The organism is Chitinophaga pollutisoli, from assembly GCF_038396755.1.
Classification (GTDB): domain Bacteria; phylum Bacteroidota; class Bacteroidia; order Chitinophagales; family Chitinophagaceae; genus Chitinophaga; species Chitinophaga pollutisoli.
Genome location: NZ_CP149822.1, coordinates 156,871 through 179,339, shown reverse-complemented (window position 1 = coordinate 179,339; position 22,469 = coordinate 156,871). Strand labels below are relative to the sequence as shown.

The 22,469-nt window shown below is 54.4% G+C and carries 18 protein-coding genes and 1 tRNA gene; 11 read left to right on the top strand and 8 right to left on the bottom strand.

Annotation, left to right across the window (positions count from 1 at the left end; genetic code table 11):
- Window positions 1–2 precede the first annotated feature (2 nt).
- Window positions 3–221: a hypothetical protein gene (locus WJU16_RS00675; RefSeq protein ID WP_341836399.1), complete on the top strand. Its 219-nt coding sequence runs from the start codon at window positions 3–5 to the stop codon at window positions 219–221.
- Here WJU16_RS00675 and WJU16_RS00670 read toward each other — a convergent pair.
- Both WJU16_RS00670 and WJU16_RS00665 read right to left on the bottom strand, forming a co-directional pair.
- On the bottom strand, window positions 218–2,533 hold the full coding sequence (locus tag WJU16_RS00670) for a BamA/TamA family outer membrane protein (RefSeq protein WP_341836398.1): 2,316 nt from the start codon (window positions 2,531–2,533) through the stop codon (window positions 218–220). The genes WJU16_RS00675 and WJU16_RS00670 overlap by 4 nt on opposite strands.
- Window positions 2,530–7,554 (bottom strand): translocation/assembly module TamB domain-containing protein, encoded by a 5,025-nt coding sequence (locus WJU16_RS00665; protein ID WP_341836397.1) that lies wholly within the window; start codon window positions 7,552–7,554, stop codon window positions 2,530–2,532. The genes WJU16_RS00670 and WJU16_RS00665 overlap by 4 nt, the downstream gene beginning before the upstream one ends.
- Before the next feature lie 238 nt (window positions 7,555–7,792).
- Here WJU16_RS00665 and WJU16_RS00660 point away from each other — a divergent pair, with 238 nt between their 5' ends.
- Together WJU16_RS00660 and WJU16_RS00655 are read left to right on the top strand one after the other, a co-directional pair.
- Complete coding sequence (locus WJU16_RS00660; RefSeq protein ID WP_341836396.1) at window positions 7,793–8,635, top strand: DUF6089 family protein; 843 nt, start codon at window positions 7,793–7,795, stop codon at window positions 8,633–8,635.
- 274 nt (window positions 8,636–8,909) lie between these two features.
- Window positions 8,910–9,239 carry a hypothetical protein gene (locus WJU16_RS00655; RefSeq protein ID WP_341836395.1) on the top strand — a complete coding sequence of 110 codons (330 nt, stop codon included), beginning with the start codon at window positions 8,910–8,912 and terminating at the stop codon, window positions 9,237–9,239.
- 147 nt (window positions 9,240–9,386) lie between these two features.
- Here WJU16_RS00655 and WJU16_RS00650 read toward each other — a convergent pair whose 3' ends face one another.
- Window positions 9,387–10,970 carry a peptide chain release factor 3 gene (locus tag WJU16_RS00650; RefSeq protein ID WP_341836394.1) on the bottom strand — a complete coding sequence of 528 codons (1,584 nt, stop codon included), beginning with the start codon at window positions 10,968–10,970 and terminating at the stop codon, window positions 9,387–9,389.
- 91 nt (window positions 10,971–11,061) lie between these two features.
- Between WJU16_RS00650 and WJU16_RS00645 the strand changes: the two genes are divergently transcribed.
- Window positions 11,062–12,315, top strand: coding sequence for an ABC transporter permease (locus WJU16_RS00645; protein WP_341836393.1), 1,254 nt, complete (start codon window positions 11,062–11,064; stop codon window positions 12,313–12,315).
- A gap of 833 nt (window positions 12,316–13,148) precedes the next feature.
- On the opposite strand, the gene WJU16_RS00640 is transcribed toward WJU16_RS00645, so the two are convergent.
- Complete coding sequence (locus tag WJU16_RS00640; RefSeq protein ID WP_341836392.1) at window positions 13,149–13,655, bottom strand: hypothetical protein; 507 nt, start codon at window positions 13,653–13,655, stop codon at window positions 13,149–13,151.
- Window positions 13,656–13,882: 227 nt separating this feature from the next.
- On the opposite strand from WJU16_RS00640, the gene WJU16_RS00635 reads away from it, so the two are divergent.
- From WJU16_RS00635 to WJU16_RS00620, 4 genes are all read left to right on the top strand, one after another.
- The gene (locus WJU16_RS00635) at window positions 13,883–14,602 is read left to right on the top strand and encodes a DUF4197 domain-containing protein (protein ID WP_341836391.1); all 720 of its coding nucleotides are present in this window, start codon (window positions 13,883–13,885) and stop codon (window positions 14,600–14,602) included.
- Window positions 14,603–14,689: 87 nt separating this feature from the next.
- Complete coding sequence (gene tsaD, locus WJU16_RS00630) at window positions 14,690–15,694, top strand: tRNA (adenosine(37)-N6)-threonylcarbamoyltransferase complex transferase subunit TsaD (protein ID WP_341836390.1); 1,005 nt, start codon at window positions 14,690–14,692, stop codon at window positions 15,692–15,694.
- A gap of 10 nt (window positions 15,695–15,704) precedes the next feature.
- Window positions 15,705–16,076, top strand: a complete 372-nt coding sequence (locus tag WJU16_RS00625) for a methyltransferase (RefSeq protein WP_341836389.1) — start codon at window positions 15,705–15,707, stop codon at window positions 16,074–16,076.
- A gap of 29 nt (window positions 16,077–16,105) precedes the next feature.
- Complete coding sequence (locus tag WJU16_RS00620; RefSeq protein ID WP_341836388.1) at window positions 16,106–16,423, top strand: hypothetical protein; 318 nt, start codon at window positions 16,106–16,108, stop codon at window positions 16,421–16,423.
- 81 nt (window positions 16,424–16,504) lie between these two features.
- Here the strand turns inward: WJU16_RS00620 and WJU16_RS00615 are convergent, their stop codons facing one another.
- Entirely contained in the window at window positions 16,505–16,687 is a 183-nt protein-coding gene (locus WJU16_RS00615; protein WP_341836387.1) for a hypothetical protein, read from the bottom strand.
- Window positions 16,688–16,764: 77 nt separating this feature from the next.
- Here WJU16_RS00615 and WJU16_RS00610 point away from each other — a divergent pair, with 77 nt between their 5' ends.
- Both WJU16_RS00610 and rluF read left to right on the top strand, forming a co-directional pair.
- Window positions 16,765–18,795 carry a hypothetical protein gene (locus tag WJU16_RS00610; RefSeq protein WP_341836386.1) on the top strand — a complete coding sequence of 677 codons (2,031 nt, stop codon included), beginning with the start codon at window positions 16,765–16,767 and terminating at the stop codon, window positions 18,793–18,795.
- A gap of 83 nt (window positions 18,796–18,878) precedes the next feature.
- Window positions 18,879–20,030 (top strand): 23S rRNA pseudouridine(2604) synthase RluF, encoded by a 1,152-nt coding sequence (rluF, locus tag WJU16_RS00605; RefSeq protein ID WP_341836385.1) that lies wholly within the window; start codon window positions 18,879–18,881, stop codon window positions 20,028–20,030.
- Between the two features lie 51 nt (window positions 20,031–20,081).
- On the opposite strand, the gene WJU16_RS00600 is transcribed toward rluF, so the two are convergent.
- Both WJU16_RS00600 and WJU16_RS00595 read right to left on the bottom strand, forming a co-directional pair.
- A tRNA-Leu gene (locus WJU16_RS00600) sits at window positions 20,082–20,165 on the bottom strand.
- Between the two features lie 14 nt (window positions 20,166–20,179).
- Entirely contained in the window at window positions 20,180–20,503 is a 324-nt protein-coding gene (locus tag WJU16_RS00595; protein ID WP_341836384.1) for an iron-sulfur cluster co-chaperone HscB C-terminal domain-containing protein, read from the bottom strand.
- 75 nt (window positions 20,504–20,578) lie between these two features.
- Here WJU16_RS00595 and WJU16_RS00590 point away from each other — a divergent pair, with 75 nt between their 5' ends.
- The gene (locus WJU16_RS00590) at window positions 20,579–21,787 is read left to right on the top strand and encodes an NAD(P)-dependent oxidoreductase (RefSeq protein ID WP_341836383.1); all 1,209 of its coding nucleotides are present in this window, start codon (window positions 20,579–20,581) and stop codon (window positions 21,785–21,787) included.
- A 323-nt stretch (window positions 21,788–22,110) separates the two neighbouring features.
- Here WJU16_RS00590 and WJU16_RS00585 read toward each other — a convergent pair whose 3' ends face one another.
- Window positions 22,111–22,350, bottom strand: a complete 240-nt coding sequence (locus WJU16_RS00585; protein WP_341836382.1) for a hypothetical protein — start codon at window positions 22,348–22,350, stop codon at window positions 22,111–22,113.
- Window positions 22,351–22,469: the final 119 nt, after the last annotated feature.

Here is a 22,469-nt window from a genome sequence, read left to right as displayed (position 1 = left end):
TCATGAAATCCGCTGTGGGCGCTATTTTGAGGGTATTTAACAATCTACATGAATTAAAGGCAATTCATCCATATGCATTGAAAATCAATGAAATGATTGTTTTGATCGGAAGGTTAATATTATGTGGAAAAGATATGTATAATTATTATCGTGCGATTCCCCGGTTAGCGTCAATTCGCCCTAACGGATTGGAGCAAAATGTGAAACAACTCGTTTTTTAGAACGGATAACCGATCGCGATATTCAAGATTAGATTCCGTTTCCGCCAGTCACCATCTCCGAAATCGATGTCTCCCCACGACCATTTAAATGTGCCGGTCCCGGGTTCCGGCTGCCGCAGCGGAAATGCCACATCAAACCGGATCAGCAGGATAGAAGCATCAATTCGTAAACCTAAACCGGTGCCTACCGCGATCTCTTTGTAAAACCGGTTGAAAGCGAACTGCTGGGCTTCATCACCCGCCGGGGCTCTGCCCAGCCAAATATTGCCTGCATCCACGAAAGCCGCCAGCTCTATCAGCGATTGCACCTTATATCTTAATTCTGAATTGAATTCCAGTTTGATATCACCCGCCGCATTGGCCAGCAATAAGTTGGAAGAATCTTCAGGCGGTGGTTTGGAACCCGGTCCCAACGTTCTTGCCCTGAATGCGCGGATACTATTACTCCCGCCCGTGAAGAACTGTTTGATAAACGGAAGGGTTGGCGGCAGATCGGGATTGGCCACAGACCGGCCGTATGCATAGCCATAACCCATATACAACCGGTTCACCCAGCGCAGCTTTTCGCCCAGCTTCCAATAATGACGCCCATCCACGCTCGCGCGTATATACTGCGCGAAATCCTGCCCGAAAATCTCCTTGGCCCCCGTCTCGCTCTTTCGCGCGAACAAGCCCGCCAGGTTACCCGATAAATCCAGGTTGAACTGACCAAAGAAAGAATGATACTTCGCTGGCGCCTGGTTGTTAAAAGTCAAGGTGTAATTGCTGCCGAGAATAAATTGCTTTGAAATGGACTGCTTTAGTGCGGGATCAAGCTCCTGTTGTTCCTCAAATTCTTTCGAAAGACCCGTAGGCAGGGTGTAAGTGACCGAAACAGGGTATAATGTATGATCGAGGAAACGCGTCTGCTTCCACAAATAACCATACTGCGCTGTCATCGCGTTCAATGTATACATATTCGGCCTCCGCAGCAACTCATACCCCAAACTCACCCGCGTGCGCGGCACATACGGCGTCCGGGGATTGAATTGTATGAACGGGGTATAGAAGCGCGGCATCGTCATCGCCACTTCTGCGTTCAGACTATAGGCGTTGGTGGAAAGCGTCGTTTTCTTTCCGCCTACCTGCGTTTCAAAACCTCCGCCGAGATTGATTTCCAGTATATTCGCCTTCCTTTGCAAGTTCCGGTTGCGGGCGGAGATTTTTACCTGGCTACCCACAAAACCCGTCGATTTGGAAGTGCCGCTTACCTCGAACTGCAACGACCGCTTCGGATACGGCGTAAGATAAAAACGCGCCGCTAGCAGGGAACTGTCGCGGAGCGGACGGAAACTCCCCCGCACAAACTTGAACGCTCCGAGGTTCACCAGGCGCTGTAGCGTGATATTATGCGAACTGATCCGGTATAGACTGTCTTCCTGCAAAAACACGGAACGGTTGAATACCACCGGCTTGAACAGGGAATCCGGATCTATCACTTTATATCCGCCGTAATCGTTCGCCTTAACCGATTTCAGCGCACTGTCGCGCGTGAGGTCGTAATTCGGGAACACTTCCACGGAACGCATCCAGTATTGCCGGAGGGCAGACGATGGCGTGCCCGGTTTCACTTTTACATACAGGTCTACCTGGCCTTTCAGCGTACTGTCGACCTGCACGATCATATAATCCGGTGTGAAATAATAAAACCCTTCTTCCTTCAGGTTATTGTGAATCCGCTCGCGCTCGTCTTTGATCCGGTCGAGGCTGTAGTAATCGTCGGGTTTTAACAAAGTCCCACTCGCCATCTGGATAATCAGTTTGCTGATAACGCCCGTGTCCGTGTCAAACCGCACACGATGGATCGTATATCGGTGATTGGGCTCCACCATCAGCTGGAGGCTCGCTTTCTTCCTGCCTTGATTTTTAATGGAATCTTCGATCATCACCTGGAAATACCCGTTGTCTTCCAGGTAGCTTTCGAGCACGTTGGTGGTACGGCGGGGCCGCACCTGGCTGAGGAGCACCGGCGGCTCACCCCACTTATTGCGCAGCAGGTGGTTGAGCCCCTTGCCCTTAGGTTCGTTACCTAAATTATATAACCAAAGCTTGATGGGCATGCCGAGAAAACGGCGGTTGCGCGACGGGCGCACGCGCTCATCCATGCCCGCCTCCAGGGTCGACATATCTTTAGGCCGGTCTTTCTTCTTTTGCTTCCAGTTAATACTATGCCCCGTATACAGCCGGTCGCCTTCCGGCACCGTGCGGGTGGTGGAGCAGGCCGAGAGTATTATAAGGCCGATGGCGAGGATGCGGATGGTGCTGTTGGTCATTTGTCTCTCAGTTTTTGCTTCTTGGTCTTTTTAGCCTGTCTCCCGAGTATCTCGCGGAATTCGTTGTAATCCATGATGAGCATGAAGGTCAGCCCGGTTTCTACCACCTGGCCCTGGATGACGGCCTCGGTGAGGTTGCGCTGGTAGGCGCGGATGCGGTAACGCCCGTCTTCGGTGAGCATATATTCGGCGGACATGTCCCCGATGATGGAACTGGCATCCTGCCCCTGCGTTTGCGCGCCTGATATGCCGATGTTGGAACCCACGCTCACTGTGAGCCGGTCGTTGAACAGGCGTTTGGACACGTCAACCTTGAGGTTCGTGTTTTCCTGCTGGGTGCCGGCGTCATTATATTCTTTCTGGCTTTCCAGGTCGAAGTTGATGTCTACTCCTTTTACCAAACTTCCCGCCAGGTTGTTTAGCTGTTGAGAGAGGATTTTGCTCACGGAATTCCGCGCGATGTCTTCCGCCGGGTTGCCGCCGCTGCTGAGGCTTTCGAAAGGATTGTCGGAGATGAAGCGGTTCAGCACCAACAGGCCCATCACTTGCTTGTTCAGCTCCGATTCCACCTGGTTGATCTGCTTAATGCGGGTATACACTACTCCGTTGAGCACACCCTGGTCTTTCTCGGGCATATCCAGCTCGAAAGCGATTGCCGGCTTAAGCAGTTCGCCCGTGATCTTCAGGAACACGTACACCGGCACCTTCTGGCGAAAGCGGTCGCGCCGGGTGTTATCACCTTCGGCGGCCATGGCGTCCTGCACGAGATCCCCCGCTACCGCGTTCACCTCATACCGCGCCGTAATATCCACGTCGGCGCTCATAGGGTCGCCCGTCCAGATGATGGTGCTGCCTTTCTCGATCTGAAATTCACGCTTGATCAGCTGGCTGAGCGACATGGCGTATTTTCCTTCATTGATTTCGTAACGCCCCGTGAGGCTCATCTTGCTGGACGGGTCCATCGTGAGGTTGAGCGTGGCCGTACCCTTCACTTCCAGGTAGTCGCCGTTCGACTGGTCGATGATCAGTTTCATGGTGGATTCGGGCGTCACTTCCACATCCGCGCTCACTACAAAGCCTTTCAGGCCGGTAACGCGGGCGAGCGTGTCGGGTTTGGGACGGAGCGATGTATCCAGCCACATGGCCGGGTCGATGAACTGCACTACGCCCGCCCGGTCGGCTATGCCCGGTTCTTCTTCGGGGATCATCACCGTGATCATGGATTTTTCCCGGAGCTTCAGCTTCATCTGCACCCTCGGCAAATCCAGCGTCCCCCGGATCTGGGCGGTCACATCCACAAATGCCGGCCCGTAATAAAACTGGTCTTTATTCTTCGGGTCCTGCGGCCCCAGCGCCTGGAAGTTCTCAGCCGTGAGGTCGAGGTTGAGGTTGAATGCTTCATAATCCGTTGTCCGGATGTCGCCGGTGATAACGGCTTCGTTGCCCGAACTGTCGGCTATCACGAAGTTGTTGAACTTCACGCCGGTCTGGTCGAGCGCCAGGTCTTCAGACGGCAGGCGCATAATGCTGTTGATCATCGTGATCCTGCCCGCCACTTTCTCGAAATGGAAATTGCCGAGGATGTCCGGATCGTCCATCGTGCCTTTCAGCGTGGCGTTGCCGGTGAGGTGGCCGCTCATCTCCGTTACATTGCCGAACGTAAACGGCTGGACGCTCTGCATATTCAATTTAGTAATATCCAGCCGGATGTCCATGGCGTCGGCGTAAGTGCCGCTTACGCGTAAGTCGTTGTCGTTGCCCTGGCCTTTCAGCGTGGCGTCGAGCGCTACGGCCATCTCCGCGTTGGTTTTGGCGGTGGCGGCCAGGCGGCCGAGGGAGGCGCCCATCACGGCAAGACTGTCAATCGTCAGGTTGCCGTCGACCAGCGGCGTTTTTTCAATATCACTGACCGTAAATGTACCGTTCGTGATCCCTTCCGCGAGCGCTGTATCTTTTTCAATGAGGGAAGTCACGGTACTCAGCCGGAAATCCTTCAACAAAACGGTGAGGTCAGGGAGGAGCGCGCCTTGCGCGAGCGGAGCGGAGGTGATTTTCAATTCCTGCGCGCCGCGCTGCAGCCCGATATCGGCAAAGGCGACGCCTCCGTGCAGGATGAGCACTTTGTTATCCCCGCTCACGTCCCATTCCTGCCGGTTCAGCAGCAGGTCTTTTTTGAGGGAGATAACCAGACTGTCTTTCAAACCATATTGTACCAATCCGCCCAACCGGTATCGCGGTGAAGCCCGCCGCCCCATCACGAGGTTCCAGTCGAGCAGCCCATTGGCCGCCGTGAGGTCGGCGCGCGTCCGGCCCAGGGGTATCTGCGGGTGCCGCAGCCTGCCGAGGAGCACGTCGGCCGCCATTTTACTGCTGTCGGCGCTGACGTTGGCGATCAGTGTATCCACACGGAAGGAATCGTACCGCATGCCGGGGATGGTGATGTTGGCGAGCAACAGGCTGCTGTCTGTATCCATACGGCCCTCCAGGGTGACTGGCCGGCGCAGCTCCAGATCGGGGAGCAGTTTGGCGAGGGATTTCGGGATGGCGATGCTGCCGTTGAAATGCAGCCACTGGCTTTCCGCTTTCTTTGCTTTCGCGGTGGCCGAGGCGGCTTCAAGATGGCGCGTTACCATATTGGTGGCGTCTGTCGCGAATGTCTGGTAATTGAAATCGCCGTTGGCCGTGATAAACCCGAATGGCCCCGTGAGACTGATGCGCTGCAACCCTTCTACAACGCCCGCACGCAGCTGGATGGAATCGAGGGAATATAGATTCTCCGCGTCGGCCAGTTGTATTTTGGACACGATGGCCCAGGCTTCCAGGCGGCGGGGTCTGAGGTTGGCAACCTCCGCTTCCAGGCAGGTTTTAACGGACATGGGGCTGGTGGTCCAGTGGGTAGCCATGAGATCCAGCTTGTCGAGGTCCGCCCGCAGGGCAATGTCGGGATGGAGGGTGTCGAGGCGGCCTTTCAGATCGAAGCGCGCCTCGGCGTTGGGGTCGCGGATGCTGCCTTTGGCGCCGTAAGCGCCGGCGATAAGCGTTGCATCCAACAGGATGTTTTGGTAAGTATAACGGTTGTAGGTAAACGATGTGATATTGACGCCGGTTTTGATATTAGCTTTCTGCGGATCGGTGCCTTTGCCGTTGGCTGTAACCTTACCGGAAAGGTTCCCCATGGCGGTGTCGCCCAATATCCGCCCGGCCTGCAGGTTTCGCGTGTCGAGGGCGAGCTGGTAGCGGATCTTTTCCATATCGGTGAAATCTGCTACTTCACCCCGGATGTTCGCGTTTCCCATATCGGTTTTTATGGCCAGATCGGGCCTCAGCAACTGTATGCCGCCGCGGATGCTGCCGTCTACATCGAGGCGCCCGGGCAATTGCATGTTGGCGGGAAGTGTGCCCGGCGGCAGCCATGAGAGCATGCCCTGCCGGGTGGTGCGTAGCGTGAGGGTAGTGATGTCGGCGCCCACCTTCTCCGTATTGGTTACCTGGTAGGCGTCTCCTTTTATATAGAGGTAGTTACGGTCGTTGTCTTTCACCTCGATGCCGGGGATCTCCATCCTGGCAAGCGTACCGCCGAGCTTTCCCTTCAGATCGAGGCGCTTTTTCCAGAGCGGGGCCATCGAAGGGTTGCTGCCCATGTCCGGCACGAAGTACAGCGCCTCCCGGAGCGTGAGCTGCGACGGGCGCACGTCCGCCGTTATTTTCATCAGCTCCGGATGGGCCGACAATGCGTCCCACGAAGGCGTGAGCAGCTGCAGATCAGCCGCGATGTGGCTGGCGCCTGTTTGCAGGATGAAGTCTTTCAACTGCGCTTCCTGCGGGGTGTAGCGCACCTTGCCGGTGAGGCGCCTCAGTTCCAGGCCGCTTTGCTCTTTCAGGGATGCGTCGCGGACGGTGAGCAGGGTGCTGTCGGCGCTGTAATATATATCGCCGGCGTCCAACCGGAGGCCGGTCAGCCCGATGTAATTGTAGTCCACCGCTTCTTTATATCCCAGTTTCTTCGCCGTGTAGTTGTTCATGGCAAAGTCCGTCTCGCGGACGTTCACCTGCCCCGCCACTACCCGCCAGGTATTGGCGGATGTGGTATCCGGCGGCGCGGCAGTGGTATCGCGGCCCTGGTGTATGTCCAGTGTGGCAACGGTTTTCTCCAGCGTCAGTTCTTCGGCGGCGATCAGCGTCTCCAGGAGGCTGAACCGCAATTTGCGCAGCTCCAGCCGCCCCAGGGTGCCGTTAGTTTCGAGGCCGCTGGTTTCGTCGGAATACGACCATTGGGTGTTGCGGATATTCAGCTGCCGGGCGCCCAGGTTAAAGGCGGCGGCCACGGTATCTGCAATGGGTGGGGGAGGCGGGTCGATAACAGGCCGGTATAGCTGCCGTATGCTGGCGTTCAATCCATCCACATCGAAATTCCGCAGGTAATACATTCCGTTCTCCGGCTGCAGCGTGTCGGGCAGGGCTTCCAGCTTCTTGAGCCGGATATTGGCGAGCATCCCGCCCAGACTGTCGTTGAAGCGGACGTATATACGGTCCAGTTGCACGTTACCGATATTATACCGCAGCGTGGTGCCCGACTCATCGATGAGGGTGTCCTCCGCCGCGCCGGGCGTGCTGAACGCGTCGATGACGAACTGATAATTAAAAGCGGAGTCCTGCATGGGGCGGTAAATGTTCACCACGGCGTCTTCCCAACGCAGGGTGTGCACGCTGAGCTCGTTGCGCAGGAGGGAAAGGAGGTTGTAGCGCACGGAAAGCTCGCCGCTGGAGAGCAACGTATCTTTCCGGGTATCTTCGACGTACACGTCGGTCAGCTTAATGGCATTCCACCACGAAATCCGCAGCCCGCCGATGCGGACGTTGGTTTTCAGCTGTTTTTGCAGGTACGATTCGGCTTTTCCGCGCATGAAATGCTGTACTGGCGGCAGCTGCAGTAGCAGCAGCAACACCACGGGCAGCAAAATAATCGTCAGCACAATTCCTATGATCCAGCGAAATATCTTCTTCCGGCGAGGGTTATTCACGTATGTATTACAGTTTTATATGGTGAAAGGTTAAACAATGCTGCTTCAAATTCCGTACCCGTCGCAAAAATAAGGGATAAACCCTTAGTGGGAGCGGGAAACGTTGAAAATCACATATGTATAATTATAATGAAAGGAAAAAAATGTATAATTTCGTTCCCGGTTGTATGTGGAACCGGATACTTTTTCACCGGTATGTGTCGTTGTATTAGTCAGTAACTCCTTAAAACATTTCACCTTGAAAAAAATCACCGGCATCGTATTATTGCTTGCTGCCCCTTTTGTTTCCAAATCACAGGACTGGCACATCGGTGGAATCGCCGGGATCAGCAACTATAACGGAGATCTCACGGAGAAACGTATCGATCTCAAGCATATCGGTCCCATGATCGGCCTGCAAGTGAAACGCGACGTCAACCGCTGGCTCACGCTGCGCGGCGGTGCTACGTTCGGGCTCGTGGCGGGAGACGACAAGGATAGCGAAGGCATCGGCCGCAGAGCCAGGAACCTCAGCTTCCGCTCCCCGGTTTTTGAAGGGCATGTTGGCGCGGAACTGAATATCCTGGATATCGACGATAAAGGTTTTACCCCATATATTTTTGGCGGCGTGGCGGTATTTGGTTTCAATCCCTCCGCGAAAGACAGCATCGGCAACCGCGTCTATCTCCGGCAGCTCGGTACCGAAGGGCAGGGGCTGGCGCAGTACCCGGAGCGTGGTGGTTTATATTCCCTTGCGCAGGTGTCCATCCCGTTCGGCGCGGGCTTCAAATACCTATTATCGGATAAATTCACGATTGGCCTGGAAGTAGGCCTTCGCGCAACATTCACTGATTACCTCGACGACGTGAGCACCACGTATATTGACCAGAACACGCTGCTGGCCGAACGCGGCCAACTGGCGGTGGATATGGCCTGGCGCGGTGATGAACTGCACGGCGGCGCCTACCCGCTGGACGGCGCCCAAAGGGGTTCTGATAAGAATAAAGACTGGTACGCGTTTACCGGCATCACTTTCATGTACCGCCTCGGTAGTTCCGGCGGCAACCGCAGTACAAAATTCTCCAAATGTTTCCGCATGTAAAATATTTTGGCACGATGGTTGCGTAATAGTAAGCACATTACAACGCCCCCAATCAAGTCCAAATAGAAAAAGTAAAAGACCGTCTTTCGTGACGGTCTTTTTTTATGAAAAAAAACGAAGTATATAATATGTTGTGTATCGCGAAATATAGGAGTGGAGCGGCTTTGGGGAGAAATATCTACATTGGCATACTTCTTGGTTTTACAGTACAAGTCCGGCAGCCGCCAATATCAAAAGGGGATAAAGGACCAGATCAATCTAAAACCAGCAGGCTATGAAAAAGCTACTCCTCTTGGTGCTCCTCCTCGGAGCAGCCTATGCTACCCAGGCACAACATGGACGGTACGACAAACATTCCCGTTACGACAGAGACTATCGCCGTGGAGACGACGATTGCGATGACGACGACCGCCGCGGGCGCGGGCATTACAAGCACAAACACAAGCATCGCGGCCATCATCATCATCATGATTACCGCCGGTACGACCGCCGGACGGAAAGGGTTGTAGTGGTAAGGCCGCGCTACCCGTTCCCTCCTCCGCCGCCGCCGATTCCGCTGCCTCCGCGGCCGCGGGTATCCGGTGTCATCGTTTTTGGTAATTAATGATTATATCTCTTTTGTTGTCATAAAAACATGTACCGCAAAAAGGCACCGGTTCCCCGGTGCCTTTTTTAATGCCCCCAATTGCCTCGCAATAGAAAAGGCGCCGGGTTGCGGCGCCTTTTAATATCATATGGAGCAAGCAAAGACTTACTTATGGATTTCGGAGGAGAAATGGAACTCGATATCAGGGTTGTTGGCCCGCTCGGTATTGAGGTACCATTCCGATTGCGCGAGGTACACCAGGTGCCCGTCCTTATCCTGCACCACGTTGGCGCCCTTGAAGCGGATGAATTCTTCCAGCTTCTTTTTGTCGCCGGTGATCCAGCAGGCTTTGTAGAATGGCAGGGTATTGAACTGGCAGGAAGCGCCATATTCCTGCAACAGGCGGTATTGTATCACTTCGAACTGGAGATCGCCCACGCAACCGATGATCTTGCGGTTGCCGTTGTGCTGCGTGAACAGCTGGGCCACGCCTTCGTCGGTGAGCTGCGAAATGCCTTTTTCCAGTTGCTTGGTCTTCATCGGATCCTTGTTCACCAGTTCCTTGAAAAGCTCGGGCGAGAAGCTCGGAATGCCGGTATAGTAGAAGTTTTCACCTTCCGTGAGGGTATCGCCGATCTTGAAGTTGCCGGTATCGAAAAGGCCGACCACGTCGCCGGGGTAGGCGTCGTCCACGATGTTCTTTTCCCGCGCCAAAAAGCTGTACGGGTTCGCGAAACGCACGTCTTTGTCGAGGCGCACATGATGGAAATATTTATTCCGCTCGAAACGGCCGGAACATACGCGCAAAAAGGCGATACGGTCGCGGTGGCGGGGATCGAGGTTGGCGTGTATCTTGAAAATGAAGCCGGAAAACTTGTCTTCCGTCGGTTTCACCACGCGGGTGCTGGCCTCGCGGTCGCGCGGGGTGGGAGCGATGTCCACGAACGTGTCGAGCAGATCCTTCACCCCGAAGTTATTCACCGCGGAACCGAAGAAAACGGGCGCCAGTTTCCCTTCGAGGTACGGCTGTGCGTCGAATTCATCATAAACACCCTCGATCAGCTCCACGTCGTTGCGCAGCTGGGCCGCGTCGGTGGTATTGAAAAGCTCGTCGATCCTGGGGTCCGACATGTCTGCCATGGGAACGATATCGTCATCGGTTGCCTTGCGGTTGGCCGCGAAAGACACGAAGCTCTTGTCGTATAGGTTGTAAACTCCTTTAAAGTCTTTCCCCATATTGATAGGCCAGCTCAGCGGGCGTACCCGGATGTTGAGCAGCTCTTCCAGCTCGTCGAGGAGGTCGAAAGGGTTTTTACCGTCGCGGTCGAGTTTATTGACGAAAATGATCACGGGGGTGTCGCGCATGCGGCAGACTTCCATGAGTTTTTTCGTTTGTTCCTCCACGCCCTTCACGCAGTCGATCACCAGCACGACACTGTCAACCGCCGTGAGGGTGCGGTAGGTGTCTTCGGCGAAGTCCTTGTGACCAGGGGTATCCAGGAGGTTGATGAGGATATCGCGGTATTCGAAGGTCATCACGGAGGTAGCCACGGAGATACCGCGCTGCCGTTCGATCTCCATGAAGTCGGAGGTGGTGTGTTTCTTGATTTTGTTGGATTTCACCGCGCCGGCCGTCTGAATGGCGCCGCCGAACAGGAGAAACTTCTCCGTGAGCGTGGTTTTACCGGCATCCGGGTGGGCGATGATGGCGAATGTCTTCCTTTTATTAATCTCGTTGATATACTTCATCGTTTTGCAAATGGCAGCAAAGGTACATTTTTCCGGGAAAAAGGAGCGTGTCCCGCGCGTTTGGCATTGGTTTATATGTTATTTTTGGTTTATGCTATCTTCCCTCAAGATCTTATGGAACAGTTTGAAAATGGCCCTGCAGGAACTGCGGGTGAACAAGCTGCGTACTTTCCTGTCGCTCCTGGGCATCACGATCGGTATCTTCTGCATCATCGCGGTGCTGACGGTTACCGACAGCATGGAATCGTCGATCCGGAAAGATCTTAATTCCCTGGGAACCAATGTTATCTATGTAGAGAAGTGGCCCTGGGACGGCGGCGGCGAATGGTGGCAGTACGTCAACCGGCCGCAGCCTAAGTTTCAGGAAGTGCGGCAGATCCGCGAGAAAGTAGGTTCCGCCGACGCGGTGACCTTCACCTTCTCCACCAACGGCCGGAAAGTGGAGTACGGTTCGGATTATATGGATCAGGTCATATTGATCGCCACTTCTTCGGAGCTGGATAAGATGCAGACCATCGAGCTGGCGGCCGGAAGGTATTTCGGCCCTTCTGAATTCAACAGCGGTTCCAATGCCGTGGTGCTTGGCTGGAACATCGCCGAGGGCCTCTTTGGCAACGCGGAACTGGCGATAGGGAAAGAGATTAGGGTATCTGACCGCAAATGCCGGGTGATCGGGGTGCTGAAAAGGAAGGGGGAAAGCCTGATCGGCGGCGTATTAAATGATGATTGCGTGCTGATGAATTATCTCCATGCCCGCACGATCGTGGACGAACGCCATTGGAATACGAACACCACGATCCTGGTGCGTGCGGCCGACGGGATCCCGACGGCGCAGCTGAAGGACGATCTCACCGGCGTGATGCGGGCCATCCGCCGCCTGAAACCCGCGCAAACCAACGATTTTGCGCTGAACGAGATCACGACGGTGCAGGGGGAACTAACGACTTTGTTCACCTACATCAACGCCGGCGGCTGGATGATCGCGGCCTTCGCGTTGCTGGTGGGCGGTTTCGGTATCGCCAACATCATGTTCGTGACCGTGAAGGAAAGAACGAATATCATCGGCCTGAAGAAGGCCATCGGCGCCCGCCCGGGCGTTATACTCACCGAATTCCTCATCGAATCCATGATCTTATGCATGGTGGGAGGCGGATTGGGCTTGCTGATCGTATACGGCGGCGCATTGATCGCCAAAAATATGTTCAGTACGTTCCAGATCGGCCTTTCGGTAGGGAACATCATCCTGGGATTCTCGATTTCCGGGATAGTGGGCATCATCGCAGGATTCATCCCGGCGTGGAGCGCCAGCAAGATGGACCCGGTGGTGGCGATCCGGAGTAACTAAAGCCGTAAACACGGCAATTTCACAGTATCATCCCAATTGTAATTTGACGTGATATGCCATGGCGGTGGTATGGCTTTGCCTGTTGCGTGGTAGTAGGTAAGCGGCGCATCAGGATCTATACAGTTTTAAGTCTGGTAAATGGCGAAAACTGGATCACAGGGTGCATTTTTCTATCCCGGGGATGGATGAATGGGGTGCGGCGACGCATTTTCCTATCCCGGGGATGGATAAATGGGGTGCGGCGTTGCATTTTCCTATCCCGGGGATGGATGAATGGGGTGCGGCGATGCATTTTCCTATTCCGGGGATGGATAAATGGGGTGCGGCGATGCATTTTCCTATCCCGGGGACGCATTAATGGGGTGTGGCGATGCATTTTCCTATCCCGGGGATGGATAAATGGGGTGCGGCGTTGCATTTTCCTATCCCGGGGATGGATAAATGGGGTGCGGCGATGCATTTTCCTATCCCGGGGACGCATTAATGGGGTGTGGCGATGCATTTTCCTATCCCGGGGATGGATAAATGGGGTGCGGCGTTGCATTTTCCTATCCCGGGGATGGATGAATGGGGTGCGGCGATGCATTTTCCTATCCCGGGGACGCATGAATGGGGTGTGGCGATGCATTTTCCTATCCCGGGGATGCATTAATGGGGCGACGGGATGCTTTTATTATAGTAAGAGCTGAATAATAGACGTCAATAGACAAGTTTATGTTTAATGCGGGTATGGATGTAATGATGGAGTGAAGTTTCTTTTTTTCTATGGATCGGATTACTCTAAAAGCGGCATAGGTAAGAACGATTCCCCCTGGCTTTATTGTTAAAATGAACTACAATTGATCTTGTTGAACCGGAGCCGGATTTTCCTTCTTAGGTCGCCCGGTAGAAGCACTAAATCTATCTTTTAATAATTCAAAACTCGCGGCGGCTCCTGGCACACCGGCCTTTGTTGCTGTTTTAATTAGCTGATATATCATCAGGGCCGCACCGTAAGCTTCTGATCCTGCCAGCTTTCTTGTACATCTGACCTTCTCCAGTATTTCAGATAACTGAAATTCAATTTCATCCAATTGATGAAATAATGTCAAATCCTTCGCGATTTCATCTTGAGAAATGAAATTCGGAATAATGGATTTGTTCAAATCGAAAGTCTTAATGATGTCCTCTACAAATACTTTATTGGATGTGTTGATTTTAGTAAGCCTTTTCTTTTCCAAGGCATTTAATCCAATCAGAAACGGCATGGATTTGGTTAGTTCTGCCAACGATTTTTTAACGGACTGTAAGTCCTTTTCAGCCATACTGGCCGATAGTCGATTTTGAGGTGATTCGGTCATTTGAATTGAATTTAGGGTAATAAAATTGGTTCTTCGGGATTCAAAACGGGCGTTCAACAAACCAGGGGCAACTGTAAAAACAACGTCCTTTCAACTGCTGTTTCACCGAATATAACCAAAAAGGAAATACCACAAGCCATTCGTTATGAAACACATACATGTTTGAGTGCAACCATGGCACATGTATTGCCTTCCATTAATATCTTTGCACCCAATTCAACAGCTACATGAAACACATATTCCTTGCCGGCGCCCTATGCGTAACCATGCTTTCCGGCTGCGAAACCACGCAGCAGATCCTCAGTACCCTGCCAGCGTCCACCGGCCAGCCGAACAGCTTCCAGATCGCTTCCGGTCTTAAAGAAGCCCTCACTATCGGCGCTCAAAATTCTGCCAGCCGCCTTTCGGCGCCCAACGGATTCTTCACCAACGCCATGCTCAAGATCCTCATGCCCCCAGAAGCGCAGAAGGTGGAATCCACCCTCCGCAGTCTCGGCATGGGCGGCGTAGTGGATAAAGCCATCCTCGCGATGAACCGCGGGGCGGAAGAAGCCGCCAAATCCGCCGCACCCATCTTCGTCAACGCCATCAAGCAAATGACCATCACCGATGCCATCGGCATCCTCCGGGGTGGCGATTTCGCGGCTACCGACTATTTCAAACAAAGAACCACCGCCGCCCTCACCACCGCTTTCAGCCCCGTTATCAACAACGCCCTGAAAAAAGTGGACGCCACAAAATATTGGGCGGATGTTTTTTCCGTCTATAACAAATTCTCCAAAACACCTGTCAACACGGATCTCACAGCTTACGTCACCGAGCGCGCCATCAACGGCATCTTCCATGAAGTAGGGGTGGAGGAGCAAAAAATCCGGAAGGATCCCGCAGCCCGCGTGACCGAACTGCTCAAAACGGTTTTCGGCAGCCAGCTGGCCCAAAACAAATAATATTTTGCCGGCGGAAATGGTTCGTTAACGAATTCCGCCGGCAACCCCTCATTTTTTTTCGATGCTTTCCCTTAAATTCGCGGACTTATGTCGGTAAACATACTTGCCATAGAATCCTCTTGCGACGATACCAGCGCTGCCGTTATCTCCGACGGGAAGGTACTGTCCAACGTCATCGCCGGACAAGCTGTTCACGAACAATACGGTGGCGTGGTGCCCGAACTGGCCTCGCGCGCCCACCAGGAAAACATCGTTCCCGTGGTAGATCTTGCGCTGAAAAAGGCCGGTATGCAGCCGGCGGACCTCAGCGCCATCGCCTTTACCCAAAGCCCCGGCCTCATTGGCTCCCTGCTGGTGGGCAGCAGCTTCGCCAAATCCATGGCCCTGGCGCTCGACCTGCCGCTGATCGCCGTCCACCATATGCAGGCGCACGTGCTCGCCAACTTCATCGACGATCCCAAACCTTCCTTTCCCTGCCTCTGCCTAACCGTTTCCGGCGGGCATACGCAGATTGTAAGGGTCGACGGGCCTTTGCAGATGACCGTTATCGGCGAAACCCTCGACGATGCCGCCGGCGAAGCATTCGATAAATCCGCGAAACTACTCGGCCTGCCGTACCCCGGCGGACCACTGATTGATAAATACGCTAAAGAAGGCAACCCCAAAGCCTACCGATTCCCCGAACCGCAGATTCCCGGGCTGAATTTCAGCTTCTCGGGCCTCAAAACGTCCATCCTTTACTTCCTGCAGGAAAACAAAGCCAAAGACCCCGCTTTCGTGGACAACCACCTGGCGGATATTTGCGCCTCCATCCAGCACCGGATCGTCACGATCCTCACCAACAAGTTGGTGAAAGCTGCGCAGGAAACAGGTATCACGGAAATCTGCATCGCCGGCGGCGTAAGCGCCAACTCCGGCCTCCGTAACGCCCTGGAAGAACTGGGGCAAAAACACGGTTACAAAGTCTACATTCCCCAATTTCAGTTTTGTACAGACAACGCTGCCATGATCGCTATGACAGCGCATTTTAAGTATCTCGCCGGTGACTTTAGCCCGGCGGACATTGTACCCACTGCCCGTGCGGCATTTTGAATTATGTTTTATGAGTAATTCCTGGTTTCAATTCAAACAGTTCAGAGTAGAACAAGGCGACAGCGCCATGAAAGTTTGTACGGATGCATGCATCCAGGGCGCCTGGACGGCGCGGCACCTGCAATCCTCACCCCACCCCGAACGCATCCTGGACATTGGCGCGGGAACAGGTCTCCTGGGCCTGATGCTCGCACAGCAAACCACCAGCATCATCCACGCCGTAGAGCTGGACCCTGCGTCCGCAAGGCAAGGGATGGTCAATTTCGGATCCTCCCCCTGGGCTACCCGCCTCTGGCTGGCCGAAGGCGATATCCGCACTTTCAAATTCGAGGACCGGTACGATTTCATCATCTCCAACCCCCGTTCTTCCGGAAAAACCTGAAAGGCAACGACGAACGCCGGACAGCCGCCATGCACACCACCACGCTGACCTACGAAGATCTGCTCGACGCCATCGCGCGCCTGATGCAACCCGGCGGCAAATTTTCCGTAATGCTGCCACGGGAGGAATTTCAAGTCTTCCAGGAACTGGCGGAAAGCGAAGGTTATTACCCGCATGAATTGTTGCATGTGCACAGAACAGCCTCCGACTATCCGTTCAGGAAGGTGGGGATTTTTGGTGATGGGCCGAAGGAAATGGAGCCGGAAATACTGATCCTCCAGGATATGGATCATGAATACACGGGCGATATGGCGAAGCTGTTGTACCCCTATTATCTTTATCTCTGATATTATGGTCATTGCAAAAACCTGATGGCCTGCGCGGATCATCCCAGCAGGTCGTCAGGTACATTTTGCCTTGAAACGCCGTCAGGCAAATGCGAGAGGCAGGTCTTTATGGGTCGGATCGTTGGGATAATCGAGGCCCGGAACGGGGTAGGTGACCGTTTCGTCCGACAGGTCTTCCTGCCGGATCGCGGAACGGCGCACCAGTGTTACTTCTATGACATCGGGGATCATGACGTCGTTCGCACCCAGTGTTCGCTGAAACAAATAAACGAGATTTAGAAACGGATCGACTAACGCCGCACCTGCGGGATGATGTATTTTGAAGGACCAAAATCCACGTCATGAAAATCGTCTGGTCCATATTCGCGGCATTGTTATTGTCGTCCGCACATGCGAAACCTGTCCCTTCCACGAACGATCGTTCGATGGAGGTAACCTGGCCAGCCGGGAGCGCGGGGACCGGCAAAGTTGTTTTCGATCTCACGCCCGGCAAACCCCTGTTCAGTGAAATCTCCCTGGCGGGCAAGCGGATCGCGGCGGCAGTGGATCCCGCCTTTGTGGTGACCGTAGGGCGGCGCGATCTCCTTTCTCAAAACCGCTGGAATATCTTCTTCGATAAAGTCCCCAACCGGCCGTATCAAACTTATTTGCTGTCCGTCGGGAAAACGGACGCCTCCCTGAAAACGGAAGGCAGCCGCACGGTGGTAACCATCGGGCCGGTGGCCACGGAAACCTTCCGCGGCCGGCTGGAAATTACTTTCTACCATGGCAGCCCACTTTTCAATGTGGCGGCCGTTATTGCTACGGAGGCCGATGCCAAGGCCATCGTTTTCGACGCGGGTTTGTTTACCCGGTCAGAAGCCTGGCAGCAGATCGCCTGGATCAATACGGGCGACAGCCTGGTGGCTTCACCGTTCCCCGCCCGTGACACCGCGCGCAATGTACCCGTGAAATACCGCGCCATCGCCGCCGCCGGGCAGCAGGGAGCCATCGCCGTGTTCCCGCCGCCGCACCAGTACTTTTACCCGCTGGATGAAGCGTTCAATCTCCGGTTTACCTGGTACGGCAACAACTACCGGGGCCTGGTGAAAGGCCAGGGGATCGGCATCCGGCAGGAACTGCAGGGCGACAAGCGCTTCGTGCCCTGGTTCAATGCGCCTCCCGGAACGGAACAGCGGATGAATTTCTTCTGCCTGCTCGGGGTGGAAGGGAATGCCGAAACGTTCGCGGCTGTTAAACGGTTTACACACAACGATACTTACGTGAAGATCCCGGGATACAAAACCATGTCGAGCCACTTCCATAACGAATTCGTGATGAAAGTGATGATGGCGGGCAACCCCGTGCCGGAGAAGCCTGAATTCGTGGACGTGTTCAAGCAGCTGGGTGTCGACATCGTGCATCTCGCGGAATTCCATTACACCGCCGATCCCCGGGGGCCGGACGACAAGCGCCTGCCGCAGCTGAAAGCGTTGTTCGAGCTTTGCGAAAAGCAATCGGACCGGGAGTTCCTGCTGCTGCCCGGCGAGGAACCGAACGAATTTTTCGGCGGGCACTGGCTGAATATTTTCCCGCGGCCGGTGTACTGGGTGATGTCGCGCAACGGGCAAACGCCTTATGTGGAAGAAAAGCCGGGTTATGGGAAAGTATATCACGTCGGGAACAAACAGGAAATGCTGCAATTGCTGAAGGACGAGAAAGGCCTGGCCTGGACGGCGCATCCGCGGACGAAGGGGTCCGTCAACACCCCGGATATCTACAACCACGAAACCTTCTTTTTGTCGGACCGTTTTATGGGCGCGGCGTGGAAAGCGATGCCCGCCGACCTGTCGGAGCCGCGTCTGGGCAAGCGCGTGTTGGATTTGATGGATGACATGAATAACTGGGGGGCCAGGAAGACGGTCATCGCCGAGGCGGATCTCTTCACCATCACGCAGGAGAACGAAATGTACGCCCATATGAACGTCAATTACCTGATGCTGGACAAAATACCGGCGTACAAAGATTCCTGGCTGCCCATTCTCGACGCGATGCAGCATGGCCGGTTTTTCAGCACTACCGGCGAGGTGCTCATGCATGCACTGAAGATTAACGGCAAATCCTCCGGCGAAACGTTCCAGTTGCCGGCAGGCGGCACGGCGGACGTGGCGCTCACCCTCAGCTGGACCTTCCCCATGCAATTTGTGGAGATCATATCGGGAGACGGCGAGAAGGTGTACCGGGAGCGGGTGGATCTGTCGGAAACGGAAGCGTTCGGGGAGAAGCAATTCAATCTCAGCCCGCAGCTCGCCGGCCGGAAATGGGTGCGGGTAGAAGCGTGGGACGTGGCGGCGAACGGGGCATTCAGCCAAACGTTTTATATCCGCCCGTAAGAGGGTGATTATTGTCCGTCCAATTCCCGACCTTTGCATCCGGACGGCGCACCTGCCGGACGAGTTACGTAAAACGCTAATCATTGGACGAATCAATCAGTTTAAATAAGTTTATCAGCGACACCGGGTATTGTTCCCGCCGTGCGGCGGACGACCTCATTACGCAGGGCCGTGTTTTATTAAATGATAAACCGGCGACACTCGGGAACCGCTACAAGCCCGGCGATACGGTGGAGGTAGACGGCAGCCTGATCACGGCGGCCAAAAAGGAGAAACGGGTGTACCTGGCGCTGAACAAGCCGGTGGGCATCACTACCACCACGGAATTGCACATCAAGGATAATATCATCAGTTTTGTGGGGTATCCGCAAAGGATATTCCCGATCGGCCGGCTCGATAAAGATTCCGAGGGGTTGATATTTCTTACGAACGACGGAGACATCATCAATAAGATCCTCCGCGCCGCCAATCACCACGAGAAAGAGTATATCGTCCGGGTCAACAAGCCGATCAATACGGCGTTTATCCAGCAGATGTCGCAGGGCGTGCCGATCCTGGATACCTATACATTGCCCTGCAAGGTGCAAATGACGGGCCGCCAGACATTCCGGATCACACTGACGCAAGGGCTGAACCGCCAGATCCGCCGGATGTGCGAGTATCTGGGTTATGCGGTGACGGGCTTGCAACGGGTTAGGATTATGAACGTCCGTCTGGATAAGCTGCCGGTAGGGAAGTGGCGGCATCTCACCGAAACGGAATTGGCCACATTGAAAGAAAGTATTTCCGAATCGGGCCAGGACGGGAGCGCGGCGCCCGCGGCGAAGAAGCGCACGGAATATATTCCCGTTCGCAAGCGCCCTGAAACGGAAGCAGCGCCCGAACCGCGGGAAGAAAAGCCACGTTCATCGCGCAAATCAACCTGGAAGGAGTTTAGAGCGAAAGGTGGTAAAGCGTCGGCAAGGGACCGCTCGGTGAAACCGGAGCATAAGCCGACGTCCGGGAAGCCTTCGGCAAAAGATCCTACATCGAAGCCGGGTAAGCCGGCGGAGAGGGCTCGTTCGGTGAAACCAGGTAAGCCGGATCATAAAACGAAAGCCGGGAAACATCCGGCTAAAGATGTTACACCGAAGCCGGGTAAAGCTACCGGTAAGCCGGGAAAGAAAGGAAGTGTTCCGCAGAAAGGTGCGCCGGCCGGGAAGGGGAAGAATGCTGGCCCGGGGAAACGGAAATAACGACATTCATATAAAAAGAAAAACCTGCTGATGAAGCAGGTTTTTTTCTTGTGCCCAGAACAGGAATCGAACCTGCACTCCGTTGCCGAAACAAGATTTTGAGTCTAGCGCGTCTACCAATTCCGCCATCTGGGCATGCGATCTGGCCGTCAGGCCTCATCGCGGGTTGCAAATGTAGAAATTCTTTGTTGAATCCGCAATAAATATTTCAGTTTTGCCTGGCATTCTTTCAGCAGTTCGAGTTGCCCGGGGGATGCCTTTCCCCCGGAGAAGGCTTCCAGCGCGGGTTCCGCTTCCCGGAGCAGGAGCTCCATCCATTGAGAAATCCTGCGGCCGAGTTGCAGAACGGCGTTTTCGTCGCCGCTATGTTCCAGGGCAAACAGCTGGCTATTCAGTTCCAGCATCTCCTGCTGGAAAATTTCGGGCAAAATGTATTTTTCCCCGGGGGCCAGCAAGCCGTCGAATCGTTTCATTACCTCCATCTGATTTTGCTAAAAAGCAAATTTACAGTAATGTTGCAGCATTCGATCCTAACACCTCAAACAATCATGACTTCCTTACACATCGGCCTGATCCGGGAGGAAAAAACTCCACAAGATAACCGCGTGGCATTCACTCCGCAGCAATGCCAGTGGATCCTTTCCCATTACCCCACCGTGCAGATCACCGTGCAACCATCGCCGCACCGCGCTTTCAAGGACGACGAATACAGCACAGCCGGTATCCGCCTCGCGGAAGACCTCTCGCAGTGCGACATCCTGCTGGGCATTAAAGAAGTGCCCGTTGAACGGCTGATCCCCGGTAAAACATATCTTTTCTTCTCCCACACCAAAAAACTCCAGCCGCAGAACCGCGAAATGCTGCGAACCATCCTGGAACGCAAGATCACCCTTATCGACTACGAATGCCTCGTGCATCCCGACGGGCAGCGTATCCTCGGTTTCGGTTTCTTCGCCGGCGTGGTAGGAGCACATAACGGCTTGCTGGAATTCGGACGGCGGACAGGGCTTTTTAATTTCAAGCGCGTCCATGAATGCCACGATTTCCAGGAACTGATCACGCATTACTTCGGCGTCAAACTGCCGCCCGTAAAGATCGTGGCTACCGGCTCCGGCCGCGTGACGGCGGGCATCCTCGAAGTGATGGGGCTCCTGGGCATCAAATACATCCCGCCAGAAGAGTTCCTGATCAACGAATATGCCTATCCCGTATACACCCAGCTCAAAGCAGGGGAGCTATATCTCCGGCGGTCCGACAAAACCTACAGCCGCGAGGATTTCCATAACCATCCCGAACATTACGACTGCAAATTCCTGCCTTACGTTACCTGTTCCGACATCCTCATGAACGGAATCTATTGGGAGCAGGATATTGCCCCCCTGTTCACCTGGGAGGACCTGGCGAAGGAGAATTTCCGCATCCAGGTAATCGCGGATATCACCGACGACAAAGGCGGCTCCGTGCCCTGCAACCTCGGTGACGGCACCATCGAGCAACCCGTGTACGGCGTACACCGGCAAAGCCGGGAAAAGACCGCGCCCTACGACCCGGAAAGCGTCACCATGATGTGCGTCGGCAACCTGCCAAACGAACTTCCGCGTGATGCCTCGCAGTTCTTCGGCGACCATCTCATGAAATATGTGTTCGACGACCTCGTGAACGGCGGAAGCGAGATGATCACCAAGGCAACTATCGCGGCGCATGGGAAGCTAACGGATCGCTATGCCTACATGCAGCCTTATGTTGCGGGGGAATAGCGGCATGATGGGTTAATGACCAGCAGTCCGGCGGCGCAAACCGCCTATCTTCGTTCCATTATCATTATTTGGCACAAAATAGTTTCCAAAAAAACTGAGAGCGCCGGGCAATCTTGCCCGGCTTTCTTTTGCCCTAACCCTACGCAGGATATCGCCAGGAAAATCGAGTTCGCCTGCCTGTAGGAACCATTTCCAGAGTAGAAATGAATTACCTGAACGTATAGCTCCGGAATTGCCGGCCGGGTTCTTTTATGTGTTTACTGGAATGATGGATAGAAAGCCAGCAGATTTCCGCGGGAGCGGAGATAGCTTTGCATAGGGTATCAGGAAGGAGCGTCGTCGTGACGGAGCATAATGTCCGCCGGGATGATGGTCCCGGGTTGATAATGCTGGATGACGTACATGCTTTCTCCGGCGGCAATCACTTCGCGCGGCAGTTGCGATTGAAACAGGGTAAGAGGGCCGGTTATACTAATGGCTACATGCGTGATGCCATCTTCCGCCAGGCGCCCGATGAATTCTTCCAGGTAGATTTTCAATTGCGTGGAGGGATCCGTTTCCATATGCATGATTTGGGTAAACATTGCGCGCCGCCATGGCAGACGCGATTCTCGATTGATGCCAGGAGATGTTCGGCGTATTATTTAAGGCAATATAGGTGAAAAAATGCAGCCAGCCTCAC